This is a genomic window from Streptomyces sp. NPDC002403, from assembly GCF_053593015.1.
This window is the reverse complement of sequence record NZ_JBSFBQ010000006.1, coordinates 158,773-181,962: the sequence shown is the minus strand read 5'-3', so window position 1 is coordinate 181,962 and position 23,190 is coordinate 158,773. Positions and strand designations below refer to the sequence as shown.

At 69.2% G+C, this 23,190-nt stretch carries 25 protein-coding genes, 1 tRNA gene and 1 riboswitch; of the genes, 18 read left to right on the top strand and 8 right to left on the bottom strand.

The features are described 5' to 3' along the window. Nucleotides 1-324 precede the first annotated feature (324 nt). The 5 genes from ACWCPY_RS10200 (at nt 325) to ACWCPY_RS10180 (ending at nt 3,896) form a co-directional block, all read left to right on the top strand. The gene (locus ACWCPY_RS10200) at nt 325-1,764 is read left to right on the top strand and encodes an amino acid permease (protein ID WP_451263874.1); all 1,440 of its coding nucleotides are present in this window, start codon (nt 325-327) and stop codon (nt 1,762-1,764) included. 95 nt (nt 1,765-1,859) lie between these two features. Next, nucleotides 1,860-2,291 (top strand): Mov34/MPN/PAD-1 family protein, encoded by a 432-nt coding sequence (locus ACWCPY_RS10195; RefSeq protein WP_451263873.1) that lies wholly within the window; start codon nt 1,860-1,862, stop codon nt 2,289-2,291. A gap of 147 nt (nt 2,292-2,438) precedes the next feature. Then, on the top strand, nt 2,439-2,564 hold the full coding sequence (locus ACWCPY_RS10190; RefSeq protein ID WP_256088703.1) for a putative leader peptide: 126 nt from the start codon (nt 2,439-2,441) through the stop codon (nt 2,562-2,564). Nucleotides 2,565-2,667: 103 nt separating this feature from the next. Further along, nucleotides 2,668-2,946 carry a MoaD/ThiS family protein gene (locus ACWCPY_RS10185; RefSeq protein WP_329818245.1) on the top strand — a complete coding sequence of 93 codons (279 nt, stop codon included), beginning with the start codon at nt 2,668-2,670 and terminating at the stop codon, nt 2,944-2,946. Next, a complete protein-coding gene (locus tag ACWCPY_RS10180) occupies nt 2,946-3,896 on the top strand; it encodes a PLP-dependent cysteine synthase family protein (RefSeq protein ID WP_451263872.1) in 951 nt (316 codons plus the stop codon). Before ACWCPY_RS10185 ends, ACWCPY_RS10180 begins: the two co-directional genes overlap by 1 nt. Before the next feature lie 71 nt (nt 3,897-3,967). On the opposite strand, the gene ACWCPY_RS10175 is transcribed toward ACWCPY_RS10180, so the two are convergent. Continuing rightward, complete coding sequence (locus ACWCPY_RS10175) at nt 3,968-4,474, bottom strand: type II toxin-antitoxin system PemK/MazF family toxin (protein ID WP_451263871.1); 507 nt, start codon at nt 4,472-4,474, stop codon at nt 3,968-3,970. Between the two features lie 177 nt (nt 4,475-4,651). Here ACWCPY_RS10175 and ACWCPY_RS10170 point away from each other — a divergent pair, with 177 nt between their 5' ends. Beyond that, nucleotides 4,652-5,404 (top strand): MBL fold metallo-hydrolase, encoded by a 753-nt coding sequence (locus ACWCPY_RS10170; protein WP_451263870.1) that lies wholly within the window; start codon nt 4,652-4,654, stop codon nt 5,402-5,404. 251 nt (nt 5,405-5,655) lie between these two features. Here the strand turns inward: ACWCPY_RS10170 and ACWCPY_RS10165 are convergent, their stop codons facing one another. Together ACWCPY_RS10165 and ACWCPY_RS10160 are read right to left on the bottom strand one after the other, a co-directional pair. Then, nucleotides 5,656-6,921, bottom strand: a complete 1,266-nt coding sequence (locus ACWCPY_RS10165) for a PTS transporter subunit EIIC (protein WP_451263869.1) — start codon at nt 6,919-6,921, stop codon at nt 5,656-5,658. Nucleotides 6,922-7,192: 271 nt separating this feature from the next. Next, complete coding sequence (locus ACWCPY_RS10160) at nt 7,193-8,503, bottom strand: PTS transporter subunit EIIC (RefSeq protein WP_451263868.1); 1,311 nt, start codon at nt 8,501-8,503, stop codon at nt 7,193-7,195. A 223-nt stretch (nt 8,504-8,726) separates the two neighbouring features. Here ACWCPY_RS10160 and ACWCPY_RS10155 point away from each other — a divergent pair, with 223 nt between their 5' ends. From ACWCPY_RS10155 to rdgB, 4 genes are all read left to right on the top strand, one after another. Next, a complete protein-coding gene (locus ACWCPY_RS10155) occupies nt 8,727-8,960 on the top strand; it encodes a glucose PTS transporter subunit EIIB (RefSeq protein WP_014156020.1) in 234 nt (77 codons plus the stop codon). A gap of 119 nt (nt 8,961-9,079) precedes the next feature. Then, nucleotides 9,080-9,817 (top strand): ribonuclease PH, encoded by a 738-nt coding sequence (gene rph, locus ACWCPY_RS10150; RefSeq protein ID WP_072484102.1) that lies wholly within the window; start codon nt 9,080-9,082, stop codon nt 9,815-9,817. A 102-nt stretch (nt 9,818-9,919) separates the two neighbouring features. Beyond that, nucleotides 9,920-10,312, top strand: a complete 393-nt coding sequence (locus tag ACWCPY_RS10145) for a hypothetical protein (RefSeq protein ID WP_451263867.1) — start codon at nt 9,920-9,922, stop codon at nt 10,310-10,312. Between the two features lie 21 nt (nt 10,313-10,333). After that, nucleotides 10,334-10,936: an RdgB/HAM1 family non-canonical purine NTP pyrophosphatase gene (gene rdgB, locus ACWCPY_RS10140; RefSeq protein ID WP_451263866.1), complete on the top strand. Its 603-nt coding sequence runs from the start codon at nt 10,334-10,336 to the stop codon at nt 10,934-10,936. A gap of 64 nt (nt 10,937-11,000) precedes the next feature. On the opposite strand, the gene ACWCPY_RS10135 is transcribed toward rdgB, so the two are convergent. Next, nucleotides 11,001-11,084 (bottom strand) — tRNA-Leu (locus ACWCPY_RS10135). A gap of 805 nt (nt 11,085-11,889) precedes the next feature. After that, on the bottom strand, nt 11,890-12,357 hold the full coding sequence (bcp, locus tag ACWCPY_RS10130; RefSeq protein WP_376270455.1) for a thioredoxin-dependent thiol peroxidase: 468 nt from the start codon (nt 12,355-12,357) through the stop codon (nt 11,890-11,892). Nucleotides 12,358-12,485: 128 nt separating this feature from the next. Here bcp and ACWCPY_RS10125 point away from each other — a divergent pair, with 128 nt between their 5' ends. The 3 genes from ACWCPY_RS10125 to ACWCPY_RS10115 all read left to right on the top strand — a co-directional run bounded on the left by ACWCPY_RS10125 (nt 12,486) and on the right by ACWCPY_RS10115 (nt 13,771). Then, entirely contained in the window at nt 12,486-12,806 is a 321-nt protein-coding gene (locus tag ACWCPY_RS10125) for a DUF3618 domain-containing protein (RefSeq protein WP_451263865.1), read from the top strand. A gap of 61 nt (nt 12,807-12,867) precedes the next feature. After that, on the top strand, nt 12,868-13,206 hold the full coding sequence (locus ACWCPY_RS10120) for a GroES family chaperonin (RefSeq protein ID WP_030923137.1): 339 nt from the start codon (nt 12,868-12,870) through the stop codon (nt 13,204-13,206). Nucleotides 13,207-13,348: 142 nt separating this feature from the next. Beyond that, nucleotides 13,349-13,412, top strand: a riboswitch (guanidine-III (ykkC-III) riboswitch). Between the two features lie 38 nt (nt 13,413-13,450). Beyond that, entirely contained in the window at nt 13,451-13,771 is a 321-nt protein-coding gene (locus ACWCPY_RS10115; protein WP_124723313.1) for a DMT family transporter, read from the top strand. On the opposite strand, the gene ACWCPY_RS10110 is transcribed toward ACWCPY_RS10115, so the two are convergent. After that, on the bottom strand, nt 13,765-16,194 hold the full coding sequence (locus tag ACWCPY_RS10110; RefSeq protein WP_451263864.1) for a transglycosylase domain-containing protein: 2,430 nt from the start codon (nt 16,192-16,194) through the stop codon (nt 13,765-13,767). The genes ACWCPY_RS10115 and ACWCPY_RS10110 overlap by 7 nt on opposite strands. 181 nt (nt 16,195-16,375) lie before the next feature. On the opposite strand from ACWCPY_RS10110, the gene ACWCPY_RS10105 reads away from it, so the two are divergent. From ACWCPY_RS10105 to ACWCPY_RS10090, 4 genes are all read left to right on the top strand, one after another. Beyond that, nucleotides 16,376-17,176 (top strand): ABC transporter permease, encoded by an 801-nt coding sequence (locus tag ACWCPY_RS10105; RefSeq protein ID WP_451263863.1) that lies wholly within the window; start codon nt 16,376-16,378, stop codon nt 17,174-17,176. A gap of 73 nt (nt 17,177-17,249) precedes the next feature. Next, on the top strand, nt 17,250-18,074 hold the full coding sequence (locus ACWCPY_RS10100) for an ABC transporter permease (protein WP_451263965.1): 825 nt from the start codon (nt 17,250-17,252) through the stop codon (nt 18,072-18,074). A 32-nt stretch (nt 18,075-18,106) separates the two neighbouring features. Further along, nucleotides 18,107-19,093 (top strand): ABC transporter ATP-binding protein, encoded by a 987-nt coding sequence (locus ACWCPY_RS10095; RefSeq protein WP_451263862.1) that lies wholly within the window; start codon nt 18,107-18,109, stop codon nt 19,091-19,093. Nucleotides 19,094-19,154: 61 nt separating this feature from the next. Then, nucleotides 19,155-19,823, top strand: a complete 669-nt coding sequence (locus ACWCPY_RS10090; RefSeq protein WP_451263964.1) for a DUF1707 SHOCT-like domain-containing protein — start codon at nt 19,155-19,157, stop codon at nt 19,821-19,823. 52 nt (nt 19,824-19,875) lie between these two features. Here ACWCPY_RS10090 and ACWCPY_RS10085 read toward each other — a convergent pair whose 3' ends face one another. Next, nucleotides 19,876-21,126 carry a GDSL-type esterase/lipase family protein gene (locus ACWCPY_RS10085; RefSeq protein ID WP_451263861.1) on the bottom strand — a complete coding sequence of 417 codons (1,251 nt, stop codon included), beginning with the start codon at nt 21,124-21,126 and terminating at the stop codon, nt 19,876-19,878. Nucleotides 21,127-21,272: 146 nt separating this feature from the next. On the opposite strand from ACWCPY_RS10085, the gene ACWCPY_RS10080 reads away from it, so the two are divergent. Beyond that, on the top strand, nt 21,273-22,655 hold the full coding sequence (locus ACWCPY_RS10080) for a DUF445 domain-containing protein (protein WP_451263860.1): 1,383 nt from the start codon (nt 21,273-21,275) through the stop codon (nt 22,653-22,655). A 123-nt stretch (nt 22,656-22,778) separates the two neighbouring features. Here ACWCPY_RS10080 and ACWCPY_RS10075 read toward each other — a convergent pair whose 3' ends face one another. Beyond that, a complete protein-coding gene (locus tag ACWCPY_RS10075; protein ID WP_451263859.1) occupies nt 22,779-23,081 on the bottom strand; it encodes a hypothetical protein in 303 nt (100 codons plus the stop codon). Nucleotides 23,082-23,190 lie beyond the last annotated feature (109 nt).

The window sequence follows — 23,190 nt, the reverse complement described above, 5'->3', positions numbered from 1 at the left end:
TGACGGGGCGGCGCGCTCCTCGCGGGCGTCGGGCGTTCGCTCAACGGACGCTCAAATCCGAATAACGATCCCGTCACCCGAATGGCCTTTTTGCTGCGGCAGGAAACTCTTGTCCGCTTTTTACTGTGGTGTGCACCACATAACGTCCGGTGGCTCGCCCGGGTGTCCGTGATAAATCTTCACGACCACTCGGGGGACGCCACACCTGTTCCCGAGGACGCCACGAGCCGGCCACCACCGGCGGCACTCCATCCATATCCGGGGGGATCAGGACCCGATGCGCGGCCCCGACGGCGCGGATCGGCGTGGAGAAAGGCGCAGCACATGACATCGGCACAGGTCGACAATGGGCAGGGCGGCCGGCGGGCCGTGGAAGTCGCGGATGCCGGCCCGGCGGGCGAGGGGTACCAGCGGGCCCTCGGCGCCCGTCAGATCCAGATGATCGCCATCGGCGGAGCCATCGGTACCGGGCTCTTCCTCGGTGCGGGAAAGGCGATATCCAAGGCCGGACCCAGTCTGATCCTGGCCTACGCCGTCGCGGGCCTGGTGATCTTCTTCATCATGCGGGCACTGGGCGAACTCCTCATGTACCGCCCGGTCTCGGGCTCCTTCTCCGAGTACGCCCGCGAATTCATCGGCCCCTTCGCGGGATTCGTCACCGGCTGGACCTACTGGCTGTTCTGGGTCGTCACCGGAATCACCGAAGTCACCGCGGCCGCCCAGTACATGACGTTCTGGTTCAGCATTCCCCCATGGGTTTCGGCGCTGATCTTCACCATCATTCTGTACGGCGTGAACCTGATCTCCGTGAAACTCTTCGGAGAACTCGAATTCTGGTTCTCCATGGTCAAGGTGACCGCCATCGTCGGCATGATCCTCATCTGCGCCGGGATTCTCACCCTCGGCTTCTCCGACGCCGGGGACACCGCGTCCGTCACCCATCTCTGGTCGGACGGCGGATTCTTCCCGCACGGCATCAAGGGCACCCTGATGACCCTGCAGATCGTGATGTTCGCCTTCCTCGCCGTGGAGCTCGTCGGCGTCACCGCGGGCGAGTCCAAGGACCCGAAGACCGTCCTGCCCAAGGCCATCAACACCGTGCCCTGGCGCATCGCCGTCTTCTACGTCGGCGCCCTCGTCATGATCCTCTCCGTGGTCCCGTGGACCGAGTTCTCTCCGGGCGTCTCCCCGTTCGTCGAAGCCTTCCACAGGATGGGCCTCGGCCTCGGCGCCGGAATCGTCAACTTCGTCGTGCTGACCGCGGCACTCTCCTCCTGCAACTCCGGCATGTACTCCACCGGCCGCATGCTGCGCGACCTCGCTCTCAACGGACAGGGGCCGACGTTCTTCACCCGGCTCACCAGGAGCGGCACCCCGCTGGTCGGCACCACCTTCTCCGCCGCGCTGATGCTCGTCGGCGTCTGGGTCAACTACCGGTGGCCCGGTGACGCCTTCACCTACGTCGTCTCGTTCGCCACCATCTCCGGCATGTGGGCCTGGATCATGATCCTGATCTGCCAGATCCGCTACCGGCGCCTCGCCGACCGCGGAATGCTCCCGCAGTCCTCCTTCCGGGCCCCCGGCGCCCCGTACACCAGCGTCTTCGCGCTGGTCTTCATCGCCGTGGTCGTCGTGATGATGGGCATCGACAAGGACACCAGGATCTCGCTGTACTGCGCCCCGCTCTGGGCCGCCCTCCTGGGCATCTCGTACGTGGTCCTCAAGGCCCGCAACCCCGAGAACAAGGCCTTCGCCAAGAACTGAGCCGCCGACCTGCGGCTTCAGCGGCCGCGTCCACGATGCGGGCCCCTGCGTACCACACTTCGGTACGCAGGGGCCCGCATGCCTATCCTGGCGAAATGCTGACCATCACCCAGACGCTCCACGACCAGATCGTCGCCCACTCCCGCGCCGACCACCCCGACGAGGCGTGCGGCGTGGTCGCGGGCCCGGCCGGGACCGGGCGGGCCGAGCGGTTCATCCCGATGCTCAACGCCGCCCGCTCACCCACGTTCTACGAGTTCGACTCCGCCGACCTCCTCAAGCTCTACCGCGAGATGGACGACCGCGACGAGGAGCCGGTGATCATCTACCACTCCCACACCGCCACCGAGGCCTACCCCTCCCGCACCGACGTCACCTACGCCAACGAGCCCGGCGCCCACTACGTCCTCGTCTCCACGGCGGACACCGACGACGCGGGCCCCTTCCAGTTCCGCTCGTACCGCATCGTGGACGGCGAGATCACGGAGGAGGACGTCGAGGTCGTCGAGGCGTACGAACCCGCCTGACCACGCCGTACCACCGCACCCCGGCAGACCGCCCGCCGGCCGGACGGGACCGGACCCACCACGGTCCCGTCCACCTGCCGAACACCAGGCATCCATCAGGTGAGATCACACTCGGGATTACGGACCGGGAATCGATACGATGAGCGCATGGTTCCCCATGACGTGAGCGACAAGACGCCGGGCATGCTGCTCGTCGCGCGGCTGCACGTCGACCTGTGCAGGCTCTCCAGCGCGATCTGTACCTGCCGCCTGCCCGCCGGCCGCAAGGCCTGAGCCGGGCCCGCGGCCCACACACAGCACCGTACGCACCACCCCCGCGCGGGGGCAGAGCCGCGCGCCCCACGCCACCTCTCCGCTTCCGACAGGAGCCCACGCCATGGCCATCGAGGTCCGCATCCCGACCATCCTCCGCACCTACACCGACGGCGCCAAGGCCGTCGAGGGCAACGGAGCGACCCTCGCCGACCTCTTCACGGACCTGGAGAGCCGTCACAACGGCATCCGCGAGCGCATCGTCGACGGCGACGAGCTCCGCCGCTTCGTGAACGTCTACCTCAACGACGAGGACGTCCGCTTCCTCGACGGCATCTCGACCAAGCTCAGCGACGGCGACAACGTCACCATCCTCCCGGCCGTCGCCGGCGGCATGAACTGATGCGGTACGACAGCCCGCTCGCCGCGGTGGGCAACACCCCGCTCGTCCGCCTGCCGCGGCTGTCACCCTCGGACGAGGTCCGCATCTGGGCCAAGCTGGAGGACCGCAACCCCACCGGCTCGATCAAGGACCGCCCCGCGCTCCACATGGTCGAACAGGCGGAGAAGGACGGCCGGTTGACCCCCGGCTGCACCATCCTGGAGCCCACCAGCGGCAACACCGGCATCTCGCTCGCCATGGCGGCCAAACTCAAGGGCTACCGCATCGTGTGCGTCATGCCCGAGAACACCTCCCAGGAACGCCGGGACCTGCTCACCATGTGGGGCGCCGAGATCATCTCCTCCCCGGCGGCCGGCGGCTCCAACACGGCGGTCCGCGTCGCCAAGGAACTGGCCGCCGAACACCCCGACTGGGTCATGCTCTACCAGTACGGAAACCCGGACAACGCGGGCGCCCACTACGCCACCACCGGCCCCGAGATCCTCACCGACCTCCCCTCCGTCACCCACTTCGTGGCCGGCCTCGGCACCACCGGCACACTCATGGGCGTCGGCCGCTACCTGCGCGAACACAAGCCGGACGTCAAGATCGTCGCCGCCGAGCCGCGCTACGACGACCTGGTCTACGGGCTCCGCAACCTCGACGAGGGCTTCGTCCCCGAGCTCTACGACGCATCCGTCCTCACCACCCGCTTCTCCGTCGGCTCGGCGGACGCGGTCACCCGCACCCGCGAACTCCTCCAGCAGGAGGGCATCTTCGCGGGCGTCTCCACCGGCGCCGCACTCCACGCGGCGATCGGAGTGGGGAAGAAGGCCGTCAAGGCGGGGGAGAGCGCCGACATCGTCTTCGTCGTCGCGGACGGCGGCTGGAAGTACCTGTCGACGGGCGTCTACACGGCCCCGACCACGGAAGCGGCCATCGAGACGCTGCACGGCCAGCTCTGGGCGTAGGGCCCGCCCGGCGGACCGTCGCCGCAGGCCCGGCAGGGGTGCGCCCGGCACAGGGCGCACCCCACCGCCACTCACCCCAGCCCCCGCACCCGCTCCCACACCTGCGCGTCCACGACCCCCACCCGCCGCCGGAACCCCCGCACGGCCACCTCCCGCAGCTCGTCCGTCTCCAGGAAGCTCGCCCGGCCCTGCGCGTCCCCCACCGTCCCGGCGGGCAGCGCGATCACTCCGGGCCGGCCCTCGTGACGCTTGCTGGTGATCTTCGCGACGAGCGCCGAGCCACCCCGTACCGACAGCACCAGACACGGCCGGTCCTTCGCCCCCGGCCCGTCCTCGTACGGCACCTCGGCCCACCAGATCTCCCCCGGCCGCGGCCCGCGCTCCGGCCCCGCACCGCGCCCGGGCCCCGCCGGCGGACGGGTCCGCCCGCCCGGACGCCCACCGGAGCGCGACCCCGCCGGCCCGCGGGAACGTCCACGCGGCCCGCGCCCGCCCCGCCCCCGCCCGTCGGCGACCGCCGCGACGAGCGCGAGCAGCACGACAAGAGCGAGCGCGATCCACCACCAGGACATGTCCATGCTCCGACCGTACCGGCGTCCCCACCGCTTCCATCGAACCGGTGACAGAGCAGGTGAGTTCCCCCACAACGGACGGCCACGGAGGAGCGACCGGCTGTTTCGCGCCTTACGCTCGACAAACCGCTCAACAGACCGCACGAACCCTCCCCGTTCCCACGTCTCGGAGGTTCACGCTCCATGAAGCTCACCGTCGTCGGCTGCTCCGGCTCGTTCCCGTCCGCGGGATCAGCGTGTTCGAGCTACCTCGTAGAGGCCGACGGCTTCAGGCTGCTCCTCGACATGGGCAACGGCGCCCTCGGCGAGCTGCAGCGCCATGTCGGTCTCTACGACCTCGACGCCATTTTTCTCAGTCACCTCCATGCCGATCACTGCATCGACATGTGCGCGTACTTCGTCGTCCGCTACTACCGGCACGACGGGGGGCGCCCCGCCGCCATCCCGGTCTACGGACCCGAGGGCACCGAGCAGCGGCTGACCACCGCCCACGCCGACACCCCGTCCGAGCACGCGATGAGCGAGGTCTTCGACTTCCACACGCTGAAGCCGGGATCGTTCGAGATCGGCCCCTTCTCGGTCCGTACGGAGAAGCTCTGCCACCCCGTCGACACCTTCGGGATCCGGATCGAGCACGGCGGCCGCTCGCTGGCGTACTCCGGTGACACGGGAATCTGCGATGCCCTGGACGAACTCGCAGAGGGCGTCGACCTGTTCCTCTGCGAAGCGTCGTTCGTCCACGGCAAGGAGGACATCCCGGACCTCCACCTCAACGGGCGCGAGGCCGGCGAGGTCGCGGCCCGCGCCGGTGTGGGCCGCCTCGTCCTCACCCACATCCCGCCGTGGACCGACGCCGACCGCAACCTGGCCGACGCCCGCGTGGTCTTCGACGGACCGGCGGAGGTCGCGGCGCCGGGGGCGGTGTACGAGGTCTAGGGTCTTTCGTTTGGATCATGCCGGGCTCGCGGGGCCTGGCACGCACACTCGCCGCGTTGTCGTCACTCGCCAGGGCTCCGCCCTGGCTCCCTCCTCCGCCTTGCGATCGCACGCACCAGGTCCCGCTCCCCGATCCGGCCTGATCCAAACGAAAGACCCTAGGCGCCCTCGCGCGTGTGGCGTCGCGGACACGACGAAGCCCTCACCTCCCGCCGTGGGAGATGAGGGCTTCGTCGTGCGACGGGCGAGGTCTACTTCGCCTCGGCCTTGAGGAGCTCGGCGAGCTCCTCGTCGGACTCGCGGCCCGGAGTGGGCAGGTTGAACCTGGTGATCGCGAAGCGGAAGACCGCGTAGTAGACCACCGCGAAGCAGAGGCCGACCAGCACCAGCATCCACGGCTTGCTCGCGATGCCGAGGTTCAGGAAGAAGTCCACGGCGCCCGCGGAGAAGCCGAAGCCGTCCTTCATGCCGAGTCCCCAGGTGAGGGCCATGGAGACACCGGTGAGCACCGCGTGGATCGCGTACAGCACCGGGGCGATGAACATGAACGTGAACTCGATGGGCTCGGTGACACCGGTCACGAAGGCGGTCAGCGCGAGCGAGAACATCATGCCGCCGACGACCTTGCGGCGCTCCGGACGGGCGCAGTGCACGATCGCGAGGCACGCGGCCGGGAGGGCGAACATCATGATCGGGAAGAAGCCGGTCATGAACTGTCCGGCCGTCGGGTCACCGGCCAGGAAGCGGTTGATGTCGCCGCTCTTGCCGTGGTACTCACCGGCCTGGAACCACGGGAACGAGTTCAGCAGGTGGTGCATGCCGACGGGGATCAGCGCACGGTTGGCGACACCGAAGATGCCCGCGCCGACCGCGCCGGAGCCGACCAGCCACTCACCGAAGTTGTGCAGCCCGGTGCCGAGCACGGGCCAGATGTAACCGAAGACGATGCCGATGACCAGACCCGCGAAGGCCGAGAGGATCGGGACCAGACGGCGGCCGCCGAAGAAGCCCGCCCAGGCGGGCAGCTTCGTCCGGTAGAACTTCTGGTAGAGCAGTGCGACGACGATGCCCATCACCACACCGCCGAGGACCTTGGCGTCCACGGGGGCGTCCGTCATGACGATCTTGCCGTCGACCACCTTGGCGACCTGGGGAAGGTTGCTGTCGGTGAAGGTGGCGAGCACCTTCTGGAAGACCAGGTAGCCGGTGACGGCCGCGAGCGCGGTCGAACCGTCCGACTTCTTGGCGAAGCCGATCGCGATGCCGACGGCGAAGAGCAGCGCCATGTTGTCGAGGATCGCGTTGCCGCCCGCGGCCATGAAGCTCGCGATCTTGGTGACGAAGTCCGGGAACGAGTCCCTGCCGAGCATGTCGTCGTTGCCGAGACGCACCAGGAGGGCGGCCGCAGGCAACACCGCGACCGGCAGCATGAGGCTGCGGCCGATGCGCTGCATGACCGACATCACGCCTGCACCCTTCTTCTTGGTGACCGCGGGTGCGGTGTCTGCCGTGGACATCAACTTCCTCCATTGGACAAGGCGCCGCCCAGGTCGATGACGGGGGGAGGCGGCGACTCGAGAAACGCGGCAGAGCGCCACGTGGTCTGGACCACTCAGTGGTGTAGACCAGTTGTAGCACGGTGAGTGCGGGATAAGGAACCTGCAAATCCCGATTACTTCGCATGAGTTATCACCCACGCTCGGTGACATGTCGAAGACCCCCGGACCGCAAGGGTCCAAGGGCCTTCGAAGCTGTACTCCCGGCGGGACCAAAGGCCCGCCCGACCTGCTATTTCGTGAGGTTCCTCTCGATCTCCTCCTCCAGCTCGTCGGGCTCGCGCCCCGGCGTCTGGAGGTTGAATCTGGTGATCGCGAACCGGAAGATCGCGTAGTACACGGCAGCGAAGACCAGCCCGATCGGGATGATCAGCCAGGGTTTGGTCGCCAGGCTCCAGTTGATGACGTAGTCGATCAGACCCGCAGAGAAACTGAAGCCGTCCTTGACCCCGAGCGCCCACGTCACCGCCATCGAGACACCGGTGAGCACCGCGTGGATCCCGTACAGCAGCGGTGCGACGAAGAGGAACGAGTACTCGATCGGCTCGGTGATGCCCGTCACGAACGACGTCAGGGCGACCGAGAGCATCATGCCGCCGACCGCCTTGCGGCGATGCGGCTTGGCGCAGTGGTAGATCGCCAGGGCCGCCGCGGGGAGGGCGAACATCATGATCGGGAAGAAGCCCGAGGTGAACTGGCCGGCCGTCGGGTCGCCCGCCAGGAACCGGTTGATGTCACCGTGCACGACCGTGCCGTCCGGCTTGGTGAAGTCGCCGAACTGGAACCAGACGAACGTGTTCAGGAACTGATGGAGGCCGATGACCAGCAGCGCGCGGTTGGCGAGACCGAAGATGCCGGAGCCCACCCAGTCCAGGTCCACCAGCCACTTGGAGAAGCTGGTCAGACCGTCACCGATCGGCTGCCACAGCCAGGCGCACAGCCCGGCGAAGAGCAGACCGACGAACGCCATGATGATCGGGACGAGCCGGCGGCCGTTGAAGAAGCCCAGCCAGTCCACCAGCTTGACCCGGTGGTACCGCTGCCAGAACCAGGCGGACAGCAGACCCATTACGATGCCGCCGAACACGCCGGGGTTCTGGTAGGCGGCCGCCGTGACCTTGGCGTCCTTGGTCACGCAGGTGCCGAACCAGGTACCGCCGGAGGTGAACGTCGAACCCGGGGCGCAGTCCACCGGGAAGGCGTGCAGCACCGCGTAGTAGACGAGGAAGCCGGCCACCGCGGCGAGCGCGGTCGAGCCGTCCGACTTCTTCGCCATGCCGATCGCGACACCGACGCAGAACAGCAGCGGAAGGCCGAGCCCCGAGTCGAGCAGCGCGCCGCCCGCGGCCGCGAACACCTTGGCGATGTTGGTCCAGCCCAGTCCCTCGTCGCCGAATACGTCCGGCTGGCCCAACCGGTTGAGAATGCCGGCCGCCGGAAGTACGGCGATCGGGAGCTGGAGGCTGCGGCCCATCTTCTGGAGGCCCTGGAAGAAGCCGTTCCACCGTGTCTTCCGTGGCACTGCGGCGCTGCTTGAGCTCATCGGCATCCTCCCGGAGCAAGGCGCGTTCGGCGGTCGTTGCAGAATGGTGTAGACCAGTTGAGGTACGGTGCGTAACCCGCCTGGAAGACAGGGGTACCGGTGATCGTCATCATTGGGGACCGCCCGGCCACCCGCTCGCGAAGCTGGGCCAAACGTGCGTTACGGTGACGAAACGGACCCAGGGTGGGCCGTCGCACGCATGTGAAGAACCAGGGAGAAGGCCATGGCCAGCAAGGCTGAGAAGATCGTCGCCGGGCTCGGCGGTATCGAGAACATCGACGAGATCGAAGGCTGCATCACTCGCCTCCGCACCGAGGTCCACGACCCGAGCAAGGTCGACGAAGCCGCGCTCAAGGCCGCCGGTGCCCACGGCGTCGTGAAGATGGGCACCGCGATCCAGGTCGTCATCGGCACCGACGCCGACCCCATCGCCGCCGACATCGAAGACATGATGTGACCGGCCACCGAACCCCCCGCTGAGCCGACCGCTCGGCACCGCACAGGCCCCGCCCAGCCGGACGGGGCCTGCGCCGCACCCGAACGGACGCCACCCCGGCACCCGATAGGGTCGACGCCATGTCTCGTATCGACGGCCGCACTCCCGAACAGCTCCGCCCCGTCACCATCGAACGCGGATGGAGCAAGCACGCCGAAGGCTCCGTACTCATCTCCTTCGGCGACACCAAGGTCTTCTGCACCGCCTCCGTCACCGAAGGCGTCCCGCGCTGGCGCAAGGGCAGCGGCGAAGGCTGGGTCACCGCCGAATACTCCATGCTCCCCCGCTCCACCAACACCCGCGGCGACCGCGAATCCGTACGCGGCAAGATCGGCGGCCGCACCCACGAGATCAGCCGCCTCATCGGCCGCTCCCTGCGCGCGGTCATCGACTACAAGGCCCTCGGCGAGAACACCATCGTCCTCGACTGCGACGTCCTCCAGGCCGACGGCGGCACCCGCACCGCCGCCATCACCGGCGCCTACGTCGCCCTCGCCGACGCCGTCACCTGGGCCCAGCACAAGAAGATCGTCAAGCACGGCCGCAAGCCGCTGACCGACACCGTCTCCGCGATCAGCGTCGGCATCGTCGACGGCACCCCCCTCCTCGACCTCTGCTACGAGGAGGACGTCCGCGCCGAGACCGACATGAACGTCGTCTGCACCGGCGACGGCCGCTTCGTCGAGGTCCAGGGCACCGCCGAGGCCACCCCCTTCGACCGCAAGGAACTCGGCGCCCTCCTCGACCTCGCCACGGCCGGCTGCGCGGACCTCACCGTCATCCAGCACGAGGCCCTCGCCCGCACCCTGGGCGAGTAAAGAAGCAACCAAGTACGCACCACAGCGCGTCGTTACGAACACGGGCGCACGGGTCGAACCGTGCGCCCGTCCGCGTATCCGCACCCGGGGAGGAACCGCACCATGGCCAAGGCCGCCCGCCACCGCCGCATCACCGTCGCGCTGACCCTGACCGCCCTCGCCCTCACCGCCGCGTCCGGCTGCGGCGCCGTCGACAAGGCACTGGACTGCGTCCGCACCGCCGACGCCATCGCCACCAGCGTCGACAACCTCCAACAGGCCGTCTCCAACGCCACCAGCGACCCCACCCAGGCATCCGAAGCCCTCGACGACATCCAGAAGTCACTCGGCGAACTCGGCGACAAGACCGACAACGCCGACCTCGGCAAGGCCGTCGATGACCTCCAGGCCGGCGTCGGCAACGTCCGCGACTCCATCGACAAGGGCGACGCCACCCCCGACATCACCCCGGTCACCGACGCGGCCGCGGAGATCGGCAAGGTCTGCACCCCCTGACCACCCCCGATACTGGGTGACATGACCCGCCTCATCCTCGCCACCCGCAACGCCGGGAAGATCACCGAACTCCACGCGATCCTCGCCGACGCCGGCCTCACCCATGAGCTCGTCGGCGCGGACGCGTACCCGCACATCCCCGACGTCAAGGAAACCGGCGTCACCTTCGCCGAGAACGCCCTGCTCAAGGCCCACGCCCTGGCCGAGGCCACCGGCCTCCCCGCCGTCGCCGACGACTCCGGCCTCTGCGTCGACGTCCTCTGCGGCGCCCCCGGCATCTTCTCCGCCCGCTGGGCCGGCACCCACGGCGACGACAAGGCCAACCTGGACCTCCTCCTGGCCCAGCTCTCCGACATCGACGCACCCCACCGCGGCGCCCACTTCGCCTGCGCCGCCGCCCTCGCCCTCCCCGACGGCACGGAACGCGTGGTCGAGGGCCGTCTGACGGGCACCCTGCGCCACACCCCGTCCGGCACCAACGGCTTCGGCTACGACCCGATCCTCCAGCCCGAGGGCGAGACCCGCACCTGCGCGGAGCTGACCCCGGCGGAGAAGAACGCGATCAGCCACCGGGGCAAGGCGTTCCGGGCGTTGGTGCCGGTGGTGCGGGAGTTGGTGGGGTGACGGCAGCTCCGTGAATGCAACAGGTCCGGCCCGCTGCGGAAGCGGGCCGGACCTGTCGCCGGGGTGCGCGAGGAGGGACTCGAACCCTCACGCCGCTAGGGCACTGGTACCTAAAACCAGCCTGTCTCACCAATTCCAGCACTCGCGCGTCTCCGGCAGTCTACAAGGAGAGGCTGCGCGGACTCGAAGACTTATATGGCGGCCGATTTGGTTCGGCTCCGGTTCCGGCACCACGTCCCAGTGAGCGTATGGCAGTTGGGACAGAGGAGCCGGATGTTCCCCGGACGGTTGTCCCACCAGTCGCCGTTGATGTGGTCCTTCGAGCCGGAGTGGTTGGCCCAGCCACTCTCCGCCGTTGCCGCAGGCGGCACAGGAGTCCTCGACCCCATTGCGGATCAGTTCGCGATGTAGCCGTTCGCCCGGAATCCTGCCGTCCGACGGGGAACCGAGAACCAGTGGGTTTCCCATGGCTCCTTTGGGTCTGTGTGGAGGCGTGCGCAGGGAATGTGACGTATCGATGCGGAGCTTGGCTACGCGGCGGCCGATGTACGCCTGATTGCCCCCGACAGGACTTACGCCCAACTTGCGCACCACCTCGGCCATGCTCTTGGAGCAGGCGACGAGTTCAGGCAGGGTCTCTTCGGTGTGGCGCACCCTTGTGTCTGCGAAATGCGCAGATGGCTCCGGCTCCCCGGTGTCGGCGTTCCCCCGCACCAGCGGACCGCATCGCTTGCGTTCATGGTTTCCCGCGCTGCCTCTTCGAGTAACTCGCGGGTGTACCGAGCCGCCATGTTCCCCTCCGCATCCGGCCGCGTGTTCGCGGCCTCGTACGGATCAATGAGTCGATTATCGGAGGGTCACGTCCGATATCCGAAAAGATGCGGAATGCCCCGCACCGCTTCGGTCAGGGCTGAAGCGGTGCGGGGCATTCCAGAGGCGGGCGGTGCCCCGGCTCAGATGCCGAGGTCCTTGATGATCTTGGCGACGTGGCCGGTGGCCTTGACGTTGTAGAGGGCGCGCTCGACCTTGCCCTCCTCGTCCACGACGATCGTGGAGCGGATGACGCCCGTCACCGTTTTGCCGTAGAGCTTCTTCTCGCCGAATGCGCCGTATGCCTCAAGGGTCTCCTTGGACGGGTCGCCGACCAGGGTGACCTCGAGGTTCTCCTTCTCGCGGAACTTGGCGAGCTTCTCGGGCTTGTCGGGGGAGACGCCGATCACGTCGTAGCCGGCCCCGGCGAGCAGCTCCAGGTTGTCCGTGAAGTCGCAGGCCTGCTTGGTGCAGCCGGGGGTGAGGGCGGCCGGGTAGAAGTAGACGATGACCTTGCGGCCCTTGTGGTCGGCGAGCGAGATCTCGTTGCCGTCGGCGTCGGGCAGGGTGAAGGCGGGGGCGGTGTCGCCGGGCTGGAGTCGCTCGCTCATGGTTCTCCTCGGGTGGCACGTGGGGTGTACGGGACCGAGCGTAATAGGGGTGCCGCCGGGTGCGCGGGCGGTCGAGCTGACAGACTGTCGATGAAGGTTTACCGGACGAGGACCACGGAGGCGGCGCAGTGTCGGATGCCAGGACCCCTGCGCAGATCGAGGCGGACATCATCAGCAGGCGTGAGCAGCTTGCGGTGGTGCTCGATGAGATCGGGGTGCGGGTGCACCCGGATACGATCATGGGTGATGTGAAGGCCAAGGCCGTCGAGGCCATGGACCGGACGGCCGGGCGGGCTTTCGTCGCGGTGAACCGGACCGTGTCGGACGTGAAGGCACAGTTCGTGTCCGAGGACGGGGCCCCGCGGCTGGAGCGGGTGATTCCGGCGGCGCTGCTCGCGGTGGGTGTCGTGGGTCTGGTCGTGGCGTCGAAGCGGCGCCGGAAGGGCTGATGTCGCGGCCTGCGCACCCCGGAGGGGCGTGCGGGCGCGGCGGGCAGGTAGGTTGCGGGGCGTGAGCGAGAACACCGACGACAAGCTGCCCATCCGCATGCTGCACGACCGCGTGCTGGTCCGGTCCGATACGCCCGAGGGCGAGCGGCGTTCCGGGGGCGGCATTCTGATTCCGGCGACGGCCGCGGTCGGCCGGCGGCTGGCCTGGGCCGTGGTGGTGGCGGTCGGCCAGAACGTGCGGACGGTGGAGCCGGGCGACCGGGTGCTGTACGACCCCGAGGACCGTGCGGAGGTCGAGGTGCGCGGTGTGGCGTATGTGCTGATGCGCGAGCGGGATCTGCACGCGGTGGCGGCGGACCGGTTCGAGGGCTCGGTGGATTCGACCGGGCTGTATCTGTAGTCCGGATCCGTAGCGCTGATCCGTGGTCCTGATCGGTGGCCCTGATCTGTAGTGCTGACCTGTAGTTCTTCCCGATCCGCTGTCCCTGCCCCAGCTGTGGGTGCTTGGCCTGGTGACCGGTGTCACCAGGCCTTTTGCATGTTCTTTGCTACGGTGGGGGCACCCGACGAGACGCGCCGTACCGGGCTTCGACAAGACGACGCACCGTGTTGTCCGCGTGTTCTGTCTCGTCGGAGGTGCCGTCATGGCGTGGGTTCTGCTTGTTGTCGCCGGTCTGCTGGAAGTGGCCTGGTCGATCGGGATGAAGTACACCGAGGGGTTCACCCGGCTGTGGCCGAGCGTGTTCACGGGCCTCGGGATCGTGGCGAGCATGGTGTTGCTGTCCCATGCGGCCAGGACGCTGCCGATCGGTACGGCGTACGGCGTGTGGGTCGGGATCGGTGCGGCCGGTGCGGCGGTGCTGGGCATGGTGGTGCTGAACGAGCCGGTGACGGCCGCCCGGATCTTCTTCGTCTGTCTGCTGCTGGTCGCCGTCGTCGGGCTGAAGGCCACCTCGGGTCACTGACGCGGGGCGGGGGTGCCCCGGGGTCCGGGGAGGAATCCGTTGCCTTCTCCGCCGGCGTTGTCACCGCCGCGGGGGCCGCCGTTGTCGCCGCCGGTGTTCTCCCCGCCGCCGTTCTGGGCGCCGCCGTTGCCGGTGGGGCCTTCGGTCGGAGTGCCGGTGCCGGTGCCGCCGGCGGCGGGTTCGCTGGGGCCGGGGGGTGAGGGCTTGCTGGGCGCGGTGGTTCCGGGGCTGTTCGGTGGGGTGCCGGGGGCGGTTCCTGAGGGCGTTCCGGTGTTCTGCGGGCCGGTTTCCTCGGCGGTGGGCGGGGCGGGTTCCTCGGCGCCGCGTTCGAGTTCGAGGTCGAAGTCGGTGGCCGTGGTGCCGCGCAGGGCGGCCTCGGTGTACTGGGCCCAGGTCTGGGCGGGTGCGCCGCCGCCGTTGACGCGGGCCAGTCCGAGTGCTCCGTACAGCGGTTTCTGTACGCCGGTCTCGGGGTCCTGGCCCATGACGGCGATGACGGTGGTGAGGTCGGGGGTGTAGCCGGCGAACCAGGCGGCCTTGTCCTCCTCGGCGGTGCCGGTCTTGCCCGCGGCGGGGCGTCCCGCGCCCTGGGCGGCGGTGCCGGTGCCGCCCTCGACGACGCTCTGGAGGATCGAGGTCGTGGTGTCGGCGGCCTGGCGGTCGACTGCCTGTTCGGTGCGTCCGGTGTCGGGGAGTGCGAGGTCCTCGCCGTTCTTGCTGATCCGTTCGACGAGGGTGTACGCGCCGTGCCGGCCGTGGTCGGCGAGGGTGGCGTACGCCTCGGTCATGTCCAGGACGCTGGCGGTGGAGACGCCGAGTGCGATGGACGGGGTGGCGGTGAGGTCGGGGGTGCTCTTCGGGAGGCCGAGACCGATGGCGGTCTGTCTGACCTTGTCCGGGCCGACGTCCTCGGCCATCTGGGCGTAGACGGCGTTGACGGACTTGTCGGTGGCGGTGGAGACGGTGATGGGTCCGTAGTCGATGTCGTCCTCGTTGGCGGGGGCGTATCCGGTGGGTCCGTGGGGGCCCTGGACCATGCGTTTGTTGGTGCCGTCGTAGAGGGTGTTGGGGGTGATGCGCCGGCCGTCCTGGGTGGTGGAGCCGTTGGCGACGGCGGAGGTGAAGACGAAGGGCTTGAAGGTGGAACCGACCTGGTAGTCGCGCCGGGTCGCGTTGTTCACGTACTGCTTGGTGTAGTCGATGCCGCCGTACATGGCGACGACGCGGCCGGTGCCGGGGTCGATGGAGGCGCCGCCGACGCGGACGTTGCGGTCGGCCGGGCGGTCGGGGCTGGTCTGGGACATGACGTTGTCGTCGACGGCCTTGACGAGTGCGTCCTGCTTCTTCTTCTCCAGGGTGGTGGTGATCCGGTAGCCGCCGGTGGCGAGGGTGTTCTCGTCGATGACGTCGTTGCCGGTGAGGTAGTCCTCGACGGCCTGGACGATGTAGCCGCGCTGTCCGGAGAGGCCGTTGGGCGGCTTGACCTTGCCGGGTACGGGGAACTTCATCGCGGCGCGTTCGCCCGCGCCGAGCCACTTCTCCTTGACCATGCCGTCGAGTACGTAGTTCCAGCGTCCGAGGACCGCGGCCTTGTTCTCGGGGTGGACGACGACGTCGTACGCGCTGGGGGCGTTGAGCAGGGAGGCGAGGTAGGCGCCCTCGGCGGTGGTGATGTCGCCGATGTCCTTGGAGTAGTAGGCCTGGGCGGCGGCCTGGATGCCGTAGGCGTTGCGGCCGAAGTAGCTGGTGTTGAGATAGCCCTCGAAGATCTGGTTCTTGGATTCCTCGCGGTTGAGCTTGATCGCGATGAAGAATTCCTTGATCTTGCGGACGACGGTCTGTTCCTGGCCGAGGTAGTAGTTCTTGACGTACTGCTGGGTGATCGTCGAGCCGCCCTGTCTGCCCTTGCCGGTGAGGGTGTTGAAGGCGGCGCGGGTCATGGCCTTGACGTCGATGGCCCGTTCGGAGTAAAAGTCGCGGTCCTCCGCGGCGAGGACGGCGTGCTGGACGGTGAGCGGCACCTGGGCCAGTCCGACGTTCTCCCGGTTGATCTCGCCGGAGCGCGCGAGGACGCTGCCGTCCTTGTAGAGGTAGACGTTGGACTGTGCGGTGGCGCTGGTGTTGGCGGCCGGGATGTGGACGAGTTGGTACCCGGCGATGAAGCCGCCGATCAGGAGTACGGCGACGAGGAGGACGGCGCCGAGGACCATCCGCCAGGTGGGGACGGCGCGGCGCCATCCGGTGCGTTTGGGGCGCTTGGGCTTCTTCGCCTCGCCGCCTCCGCTTCCGTCGCCGGGATCGCCCGGACCACCGGGATCACCGGGATTGCCGGACGCACCGGCGCTGCCGTGGGCGGCCGGATCCCTGGGGGCCCAGCCCCGGGGTTCGTGTTCCCCGCTCGACTGCTGTGGCTCGTCGCTCATTTCCGTGCAGACTCCTCGGCCGCGGTCAGTTCCCCCATAGTGCCCCTTTCTGTGTAATAAGCGCCGGATCGACCCCGGAATCGGCCCCGAAAAGCGGTCGCGGCGGCCGTTCCCGGTGGACTAGGGTCGTGCGCTTTGGTGTCCAAAGCCGTTGGGCACCCGGTGATGGGGGGTGTATGCGGTGCGTCTTTACGCGGTGGTGGCGGCGGGACAGTTCCGGCGCTACGCCACCTACCGGACCGCCACGGCGGCGGGGGTCTTCACCAACACGGTCTTCGGGTTCATCCTCGCGTACACCTATGTGGCGTTGTGGGACGAGCGGCCGCAGCTCGGTGGATACGACATGTCCCAGGCGCTCAGTTATGTCTGGCTGGGGCAGGCGCTGCTGATGACCTGTTCCATGATGGGCGGCGGCTTCGAGGACGAGCTGATCGAGCGGATCCGTACCGGTGACATCGCGGTCGATCTCTACCGGCCGGCCGATCTCCAACTGTGGTGGCTCGCGGGTGATCTGGGCCGTGCCGCCTTCCATCTGCTGGGGCGTGGCATCGTGCCGATGCTGGTGGGCTCGCTGGCCTTCGATCTGGCGGTGCCTTCCTCGCCGGGGGTCTGGGTGGCCTTCCTCCTGTCGGTGGCGCTCGGTGTCGTGGTCAGTTTCGCGATCCGGTATCTGGTGGCGCTCTCGGCGTTCTGGTTGCTGGACGGGGCGGGGATGGCGCAGATGGCCTGGCTGGCCGGGATGTTCTTCTCCGGGATGCTGCTTCCGCTGACGCTGTTTCCCGGGGTGCTGGGGGATGTCGCGCGGGCGCTGCCGTGGTCGTCGCTGCTCCAGGTGCCGGTCGATGTGTTCCTCGGCAAGTACCCGGGGTGGGAGCTGGCACGGGCGTACGCCTTCCAGGGCGGCTGGGCGCTGGCGCTGCTGCTGGTGGGGCGGATGGTGCAGTCGGTGGCGACGCGAAGGGTGGTGGTCCAGGGTGGCTGACACGACCGGTGCGGTGGAGGTGGCCGGGGCGGCGGACGTATCCGGCGGCCGGCCCGCCGACTGGCCCGAGGAGGTGTTCGCGCGGCGGCCGGGGCTCGTCGAGGGGGTCAGGGCGTACGGGCTGATCGCGATGATGTGGCTGCGTTCGACGATGGCGTACCGTGCCTCGTTCGCCCTGACGGCGTTCGGGAACTTCGCGGCGACCGCGTTCGACTTCGTCGCGATCCTGCTGATGTTCTCGCACGTGGACCGGCTGGGCGGCTACACACTGCCCGAGATCGCGCTGTTGTACGGGGTGTCGGGCACGGCGTTCGGTTTCGCCGATCTGTTGCTGGGTTCGATGGACCGGCTGGGTGCGCGGGTGCGCGACGGCACGCTGGACACGCTGCTGGTGCGGCCGGTCCCGGTGCTCGCCCAGGTGGCGGCGGACCGGTTCGCGCTGCGCAGGCTGGGGCGGGTGCTCCAGGGGGCGCTGGTGCTGGGGTACGCGCTGGTGGCGCTGGACATCGCGTGGACGCCGCTGAAGGTGGTGATGGTGCCGTTGATGCTGCTGAGCGGGGCGGCGATCTTCGGGGCGCTGTTCGTGGCCGGGGCGGCGTTCCAGTTCGTCGCGCAGGACGCCGCCCAGGTGCAGAACGCTTTCACGTACGGCGGGAACACTCTGCTCCAGTATCCGCCGTCGGTCTTCGCGAAGGACCTGGTGCGCGGGGTGACGTTCGTGGTGCCGCTTGCCTTCGTGAACTGGCTGCCCGCGCTGTATGTGCTGGGCCGGGAGTATCCGTTGGGTCTGCCGGACTGGGTGGCGTTCCTGCCTCCGGTGGTGGCGGGCCTGTTCTGGCTGCCGGCCGGTCTGGCCTGGCGCGCGGGCCTGCGTGCGTACCGCAGTACGGGAAGTTGATCCACGACAACGAACGAGGCAGGGCAACGGACATGGACGCGGGAAGTACCACCGGATTCATCGAGCTGGACGATGTGGAGAAGGTCTTCGACGTGCGTCGCAAGACCGGTTTCATGCGGGGTGAGCGCCACCGGGTGCGGGCGGTGGACTCGATCAGTTTCCGTGTCGCGCGTGGCGAGATGGTGGGTTACATCGGCCCGAACGGCGCGGGGAAGTCGACGACGATCAAGATGCTGACCGGCATCCTCACCCCGAGCGGCGGCCGGCTGCGGGTGGCGGGCATCGACCCTTCGCGGGAGCGTACGAGGCTGGCGCACCGGATCGGTGTGGTGTTCGGTCAGCGGACCACGCTCTGGTGGGATCTGCCACTGCGCGACTCGTACCGTCTGATGCACCGGATGTACCGGATTCCCGACGCGCGTTACCGGGAGAATCTGGACCGCTGTGTCGAACTCCTCGATCTGGGCGAGCTGTTGGAGGTGCCCGTGCGGCAGCTGTCGTTGGGTCAGCGGATGCGTGGTGACATCGCCGCGGCGCTGCTGCACGATCCCGAGGTGCTGTATCTGGACGAGCCGACGATCGGGCTGGATGTCGTCTCCAAGTCGAGGGTGCGTGGCTTCCTGCGCGACCTGAATGCCGAACGCGGTACGACGGTGCTGCTCACGACCCATGATCTGACGGACATCGAGCAGCTGTGCAAGCGGGTGATGGTGATCGACCGCGGCCGGTTGATGTACGACGGTGCCCTGGCCGGTCTGCATGAGGTGGGTGAGAGCGAGCGGACGCTGGTGGTCGATCTGGAGCGTCAACTGCCGCCGATCCGGCTTGAGTCGGCGCCCTCGGTCCGTACGGTGAAGGTGGAGGGGCCGCGGCAGTGGCTGGCCTTCCCGGCTTCGCAATCGGCTGCTCCGCTGGTTGCGCGGATCGCCGCGGACTACCCGTTGGTCGATCTGTCGGTGCGGGAGCCGGACATCGAGGCCGTGATCGCGAAGATGTATGAGTCCGCCACCGGTAGGTAGGACTGTGACGTCTGGGCGGACGTTCAATAGGCTGCGCGGTATGACAAGTGACCTTCCGGAGATGCGTGCCTCCGATACAGAGCGCGAGCGTGTCGCCGAGATCCTGCGCGAGGCGGTTGCCGAGGGCCGGCTGGAGATGGAGGAGTTCGAGCAGCGGCTCGAAGCGGCCTACAAGGCCCGTACGCACGGGGAGTTGCAGCCGTTGGTGCGGGATCTTCCGGCGCCGGGTGCGGAGGTTGCCCCGGTGGGGGCGGCTCCGGCGCGGACCGGTTCGCAGAAGCGGTGGGCGGACCGGATCGGCAAGCCCGCCACGTCGAGCGGCGCGTTCGCGGTCTGGGGTGGTTTCGGCCGCCGGGGGAACTGGACGGTGGGCCGGAAGTTCACGGCGTTCGCGATGTGGGGCGGCGGTGAGATCGATCTGCGCGAGGCGAACTTCGAGGACCGCGAGGTGGTCATCCGCTGTTTCGCGATCATGGGCGGTATGCAGGTGACGGTTCCGCCGGAGCTGAATGTCGAGGTCCGGGGCATCGGCATCATGGGCGGTTTCGGGGAGCGTACGAAGGACGACGGGGTTCCGTCGCCGGACTCCCCGCGGGTGCGGATCACCGGTCTCGCGCTGCTGGGCGGCATCGGTGTGGAGCGCAAGCGGAGCAAGACGGAGAAGCAGCGGCTGCGGGACGCGGAGCGGGAGCGCGGGCGCGGCCGGCTGGAGAAGGGCCCGTCGGACTGAGCGTGGCGGTGCCCCGGGAGCATCCCGGGGCACCGCTTGTCGAAGTGGCCCGTCAGAGCTGGTCGGACCTGGGCTGTTCGGGCGTCAGTGCCGTCAGGTCCAGCAGTGAGCCCAGGAGCCGGTAGCCCGCGTCGTTCAGATGGAGATGGTCGCCGCTGTCGTACGCCGGCCGGAGCCGGGTCGGGCGGTGGGGGTCGCGGGCCGCCGCGTCGAAGTCGACGACGTGGTCGAAGATCCCGCCCGCCCGGATCAGTTCGTTGACCCGTTCCCGTACGCCGTCGCGCGCGGGTGTCCAGGTGCGGTACCCCTCGTACGGCATCAGCGTCGCCCCGACCACGTGCAGTCCGCGTGCGTGGGCGCGCCGCGTCAGGGACCGCAGGGCGTCAGCGATGCGCTGCGGGTCGGTCTCCTGGGGGGAGCGCTGTACGTCGTTGATGCCGAGCGCGACGACGACGGTCTTCACCCCGGCGATGTCCAGTACGTCGCGCTCGAAGCGGGCGCTCGCCCGTACGCCGCTTCCGTCGCGCAGGATCCGGTTGCCGGCGATGCCCGCGTTGGCCACCCCGTACCGGCCGCCCAGCCGGTCGGCGAGCACATCGGGCCAGCGGCTGTTCGTGTCGAGGGTGGAGCCGGTGCCCGCGGTGAGCGAGTCGCCGATCACGGCGACGGTTCCGGCGGCGGCCAGGGTGTGCACGTCGACGGCGGTGAGATAGCGCCAGTCCTCGGTCCGCCGGGAGCCCCACGCGGTGTCCACGTACGAGGTCTGGTGGCTGCGCCCGTGGACGGTGACGGGCCCCTCGGCGGTGGGGGTGCGCAGGGTGACCACCAGATCGGAGTCTGCGGCTACGCGGACGGCCACGGGGTCGCTGACGACCTGCCCGCCGGCCGCGACGGTCACGCCGCCGGCGCCCCGGAAGGTCACGGGCCGGCTGCTCACGGTGGCGCGGTCCACGGTCAGTGGACGGGTGCCGAAGACATTGGAGAGGGTGATGCGGGCCGCGTCGCCGCCGATGCTGGTGTGCACGACGTTTCGGATGGTGCGCCGGTGCAGGGTGCTGCCGTTGGAGGAGTCGGCGACGCCGGAGACGGGTGCGGCCGCCCAGGTGGCGGCCCAGAGGCCGGTGGAGTGGGCGGGGGCGGCGGGTGTACGGGCCACGGAGCGCGGGTCGGGTGTGCTGATCCGCTCCGACGGGGTGCCGGGGCCGGAGAACAGCAGGGAGCCGGCGAAGGCCACGGCGGCGGCGAGTGCGGCGGTGCCCGCCACGGGGGCGATGAGCAGGGCGTACCCCTGGCGCCTGGGCATGGGCGGTGTCTCTCCTCATGATCAATTGGACTGGTCCCATGATGGGGCAGGTCATCGGGAACTCGACGCGTGGCCCGGGAGTAGGTCAGGCAGGGACAATGCGTACGGGACATGGGGGGCGAGTCGTACGCGGACGGGTGGAGCGGATGGAACGGATCGATCGGACCGGCCCCGGGGAGCCGGGGGCGCGGCAGCCGGAGCGTGCCGGGGAGCAGGCGGCGGGTGCGGCCCGTCCGGCACCCGGTGGCCGGGCTGCTCCGCTCGCGTCGTTCGCGTACACGGCGGCGGACGAGGAGAAGCGGCGCGGGGTGCGCCGGATGAAGACCACGGCCACGGGCCTCCTTCTGCTGGTCGCGCTGGTGTACGTGCTCGCCACCTGGGCGAAGAACGCGGGTGTGGGCGGCTGGCCGGGCTTCGTCGCCGCGGCCGCCGAGGCGGGGATGGTGGGTGCGCTGGCCGACTGGTTCGCCGTCACGGCGCTGTTCAAGCGTCCGCTCGGCCTGCCGATCCCGCACACCGCCATCATCCCCACCAAGAAGGACCAGCTCGGGGCCTCCCTGGGTTCCTTCGTCGGTGAGAATTTTCTCTCCGGCGACGTGGTGCGGGGCCGGATCCACGCGCTCGGTGTCGGTGGCCGTCTCGGCGCCTGGCTGGCCGAGCCGGAACACGCGGACCGGGTCACCGCCGAGCTGTCGACGGCGTTGCGCGGTGCGCTGAGGGTGCTGCGGGATTCCGATGTGCAGGCCGTGGTGGGTGAGGCGATCACCCGGCGGGCCAACGCGGCGGAGATCGGGCCCGGTCTCGGCAAGATGCTGGAGAAGATCGTCGCCGACGGCGGCCACCGCAAGGTGGTGGACCTGATCTGTGTACGCGCCCACGACTGGCTGGTGCTGCACGGCGATTCGGTGATGGACGCGGTGCAGGGCGGGGCTCCGGGCTGGACGCCCAGGTTCGTCGACAAGCGGGTGGGGGAGCGGGTCTACAAGGAGCTGCTGCGCTTCGTCACGGAGATGCGGGACATGCCGGGGCACCCGGCGCGGGCCTCGATCGACACCTTCCTGACGGACTTCGCAGCCGATCTCCAGACGGACTCGGACACCCGGGCCAGGGTGGAGCGGCTGAAGTCGGAGATCCTGGGGCGCGGTGAGGTCCAGGACGTCATCGCCTCGGCCTGGTCGTCCGTACGCACGATGATCATCGCGGCTGCGGAGGACGAGCAGAGCGAGCTGCGGCTGCGGGCACGGGCCTCACTGATGGCGCTGGGGGCGCGGCTGGCGAGCGACAGCCGGCTCCAGGCGAAGCTGGACGGCTGGCTGGAGGACGCGGCGGTCTATGTCGTCACGACGTACCGCGCGGAGATCACCTCGCTGATCAGCGACACGGTCGCCGGCTGGGACGCGGAACAGACGTCGCGGAAGATCGAGGCGCACATCGGACGCGACCTGCAGTTCATCCGGATCAACGGCACGGTGGTGGGTGCGCTGGCGGGGCTGCTGATCTACACGGTGTCGTGGGCGCTGGGGGCCTAGGGTCTTTCGTTTGGATCATGCCGGGCTGATCCAAACGAAAGACCCTGGCGCGGCGCGGAAAGGGGCGGGGGCTTTTCGGAGCCCCCGCCCCTTTCCGTGTTCCCGTACTTCCGTACGTGCGGCTCAGGCGGCCCGGCGGGTGACCGCCCAGGACGCGGCGGCCATGCTGCCCGCCACGGTGAAGACGGCGGGCCAGGCGCCGACCTTCTTGGCCAGCGGGTGCGAGCCGGCGAACGCGGCGAGGTACGCCGCGGTCAGCCCGGCGGCGGCACGCGGCCCGGCCTGCCGGTTCCACTCGTACGCGGCGACGCTGCCCGCGGCGGCGAGGGCGACCCCGCCCAGCGGCCGCTTCCTGGTCCACCGCGCCACGGCGTACCCGCCGACCAGCCCGCTCGCCGCCACCGCCGCTGCCGGAACCTTCGCCATCGCAGCCACCTTCGCCTTCTCGTCCGTGTCGTCCGGGCCGTGAGAGCCCGGGTCTCCGAGGCTAACGCGGCGCCCGGGATTCCGGTCGCCGAGGGGGTGCACAAGCGTT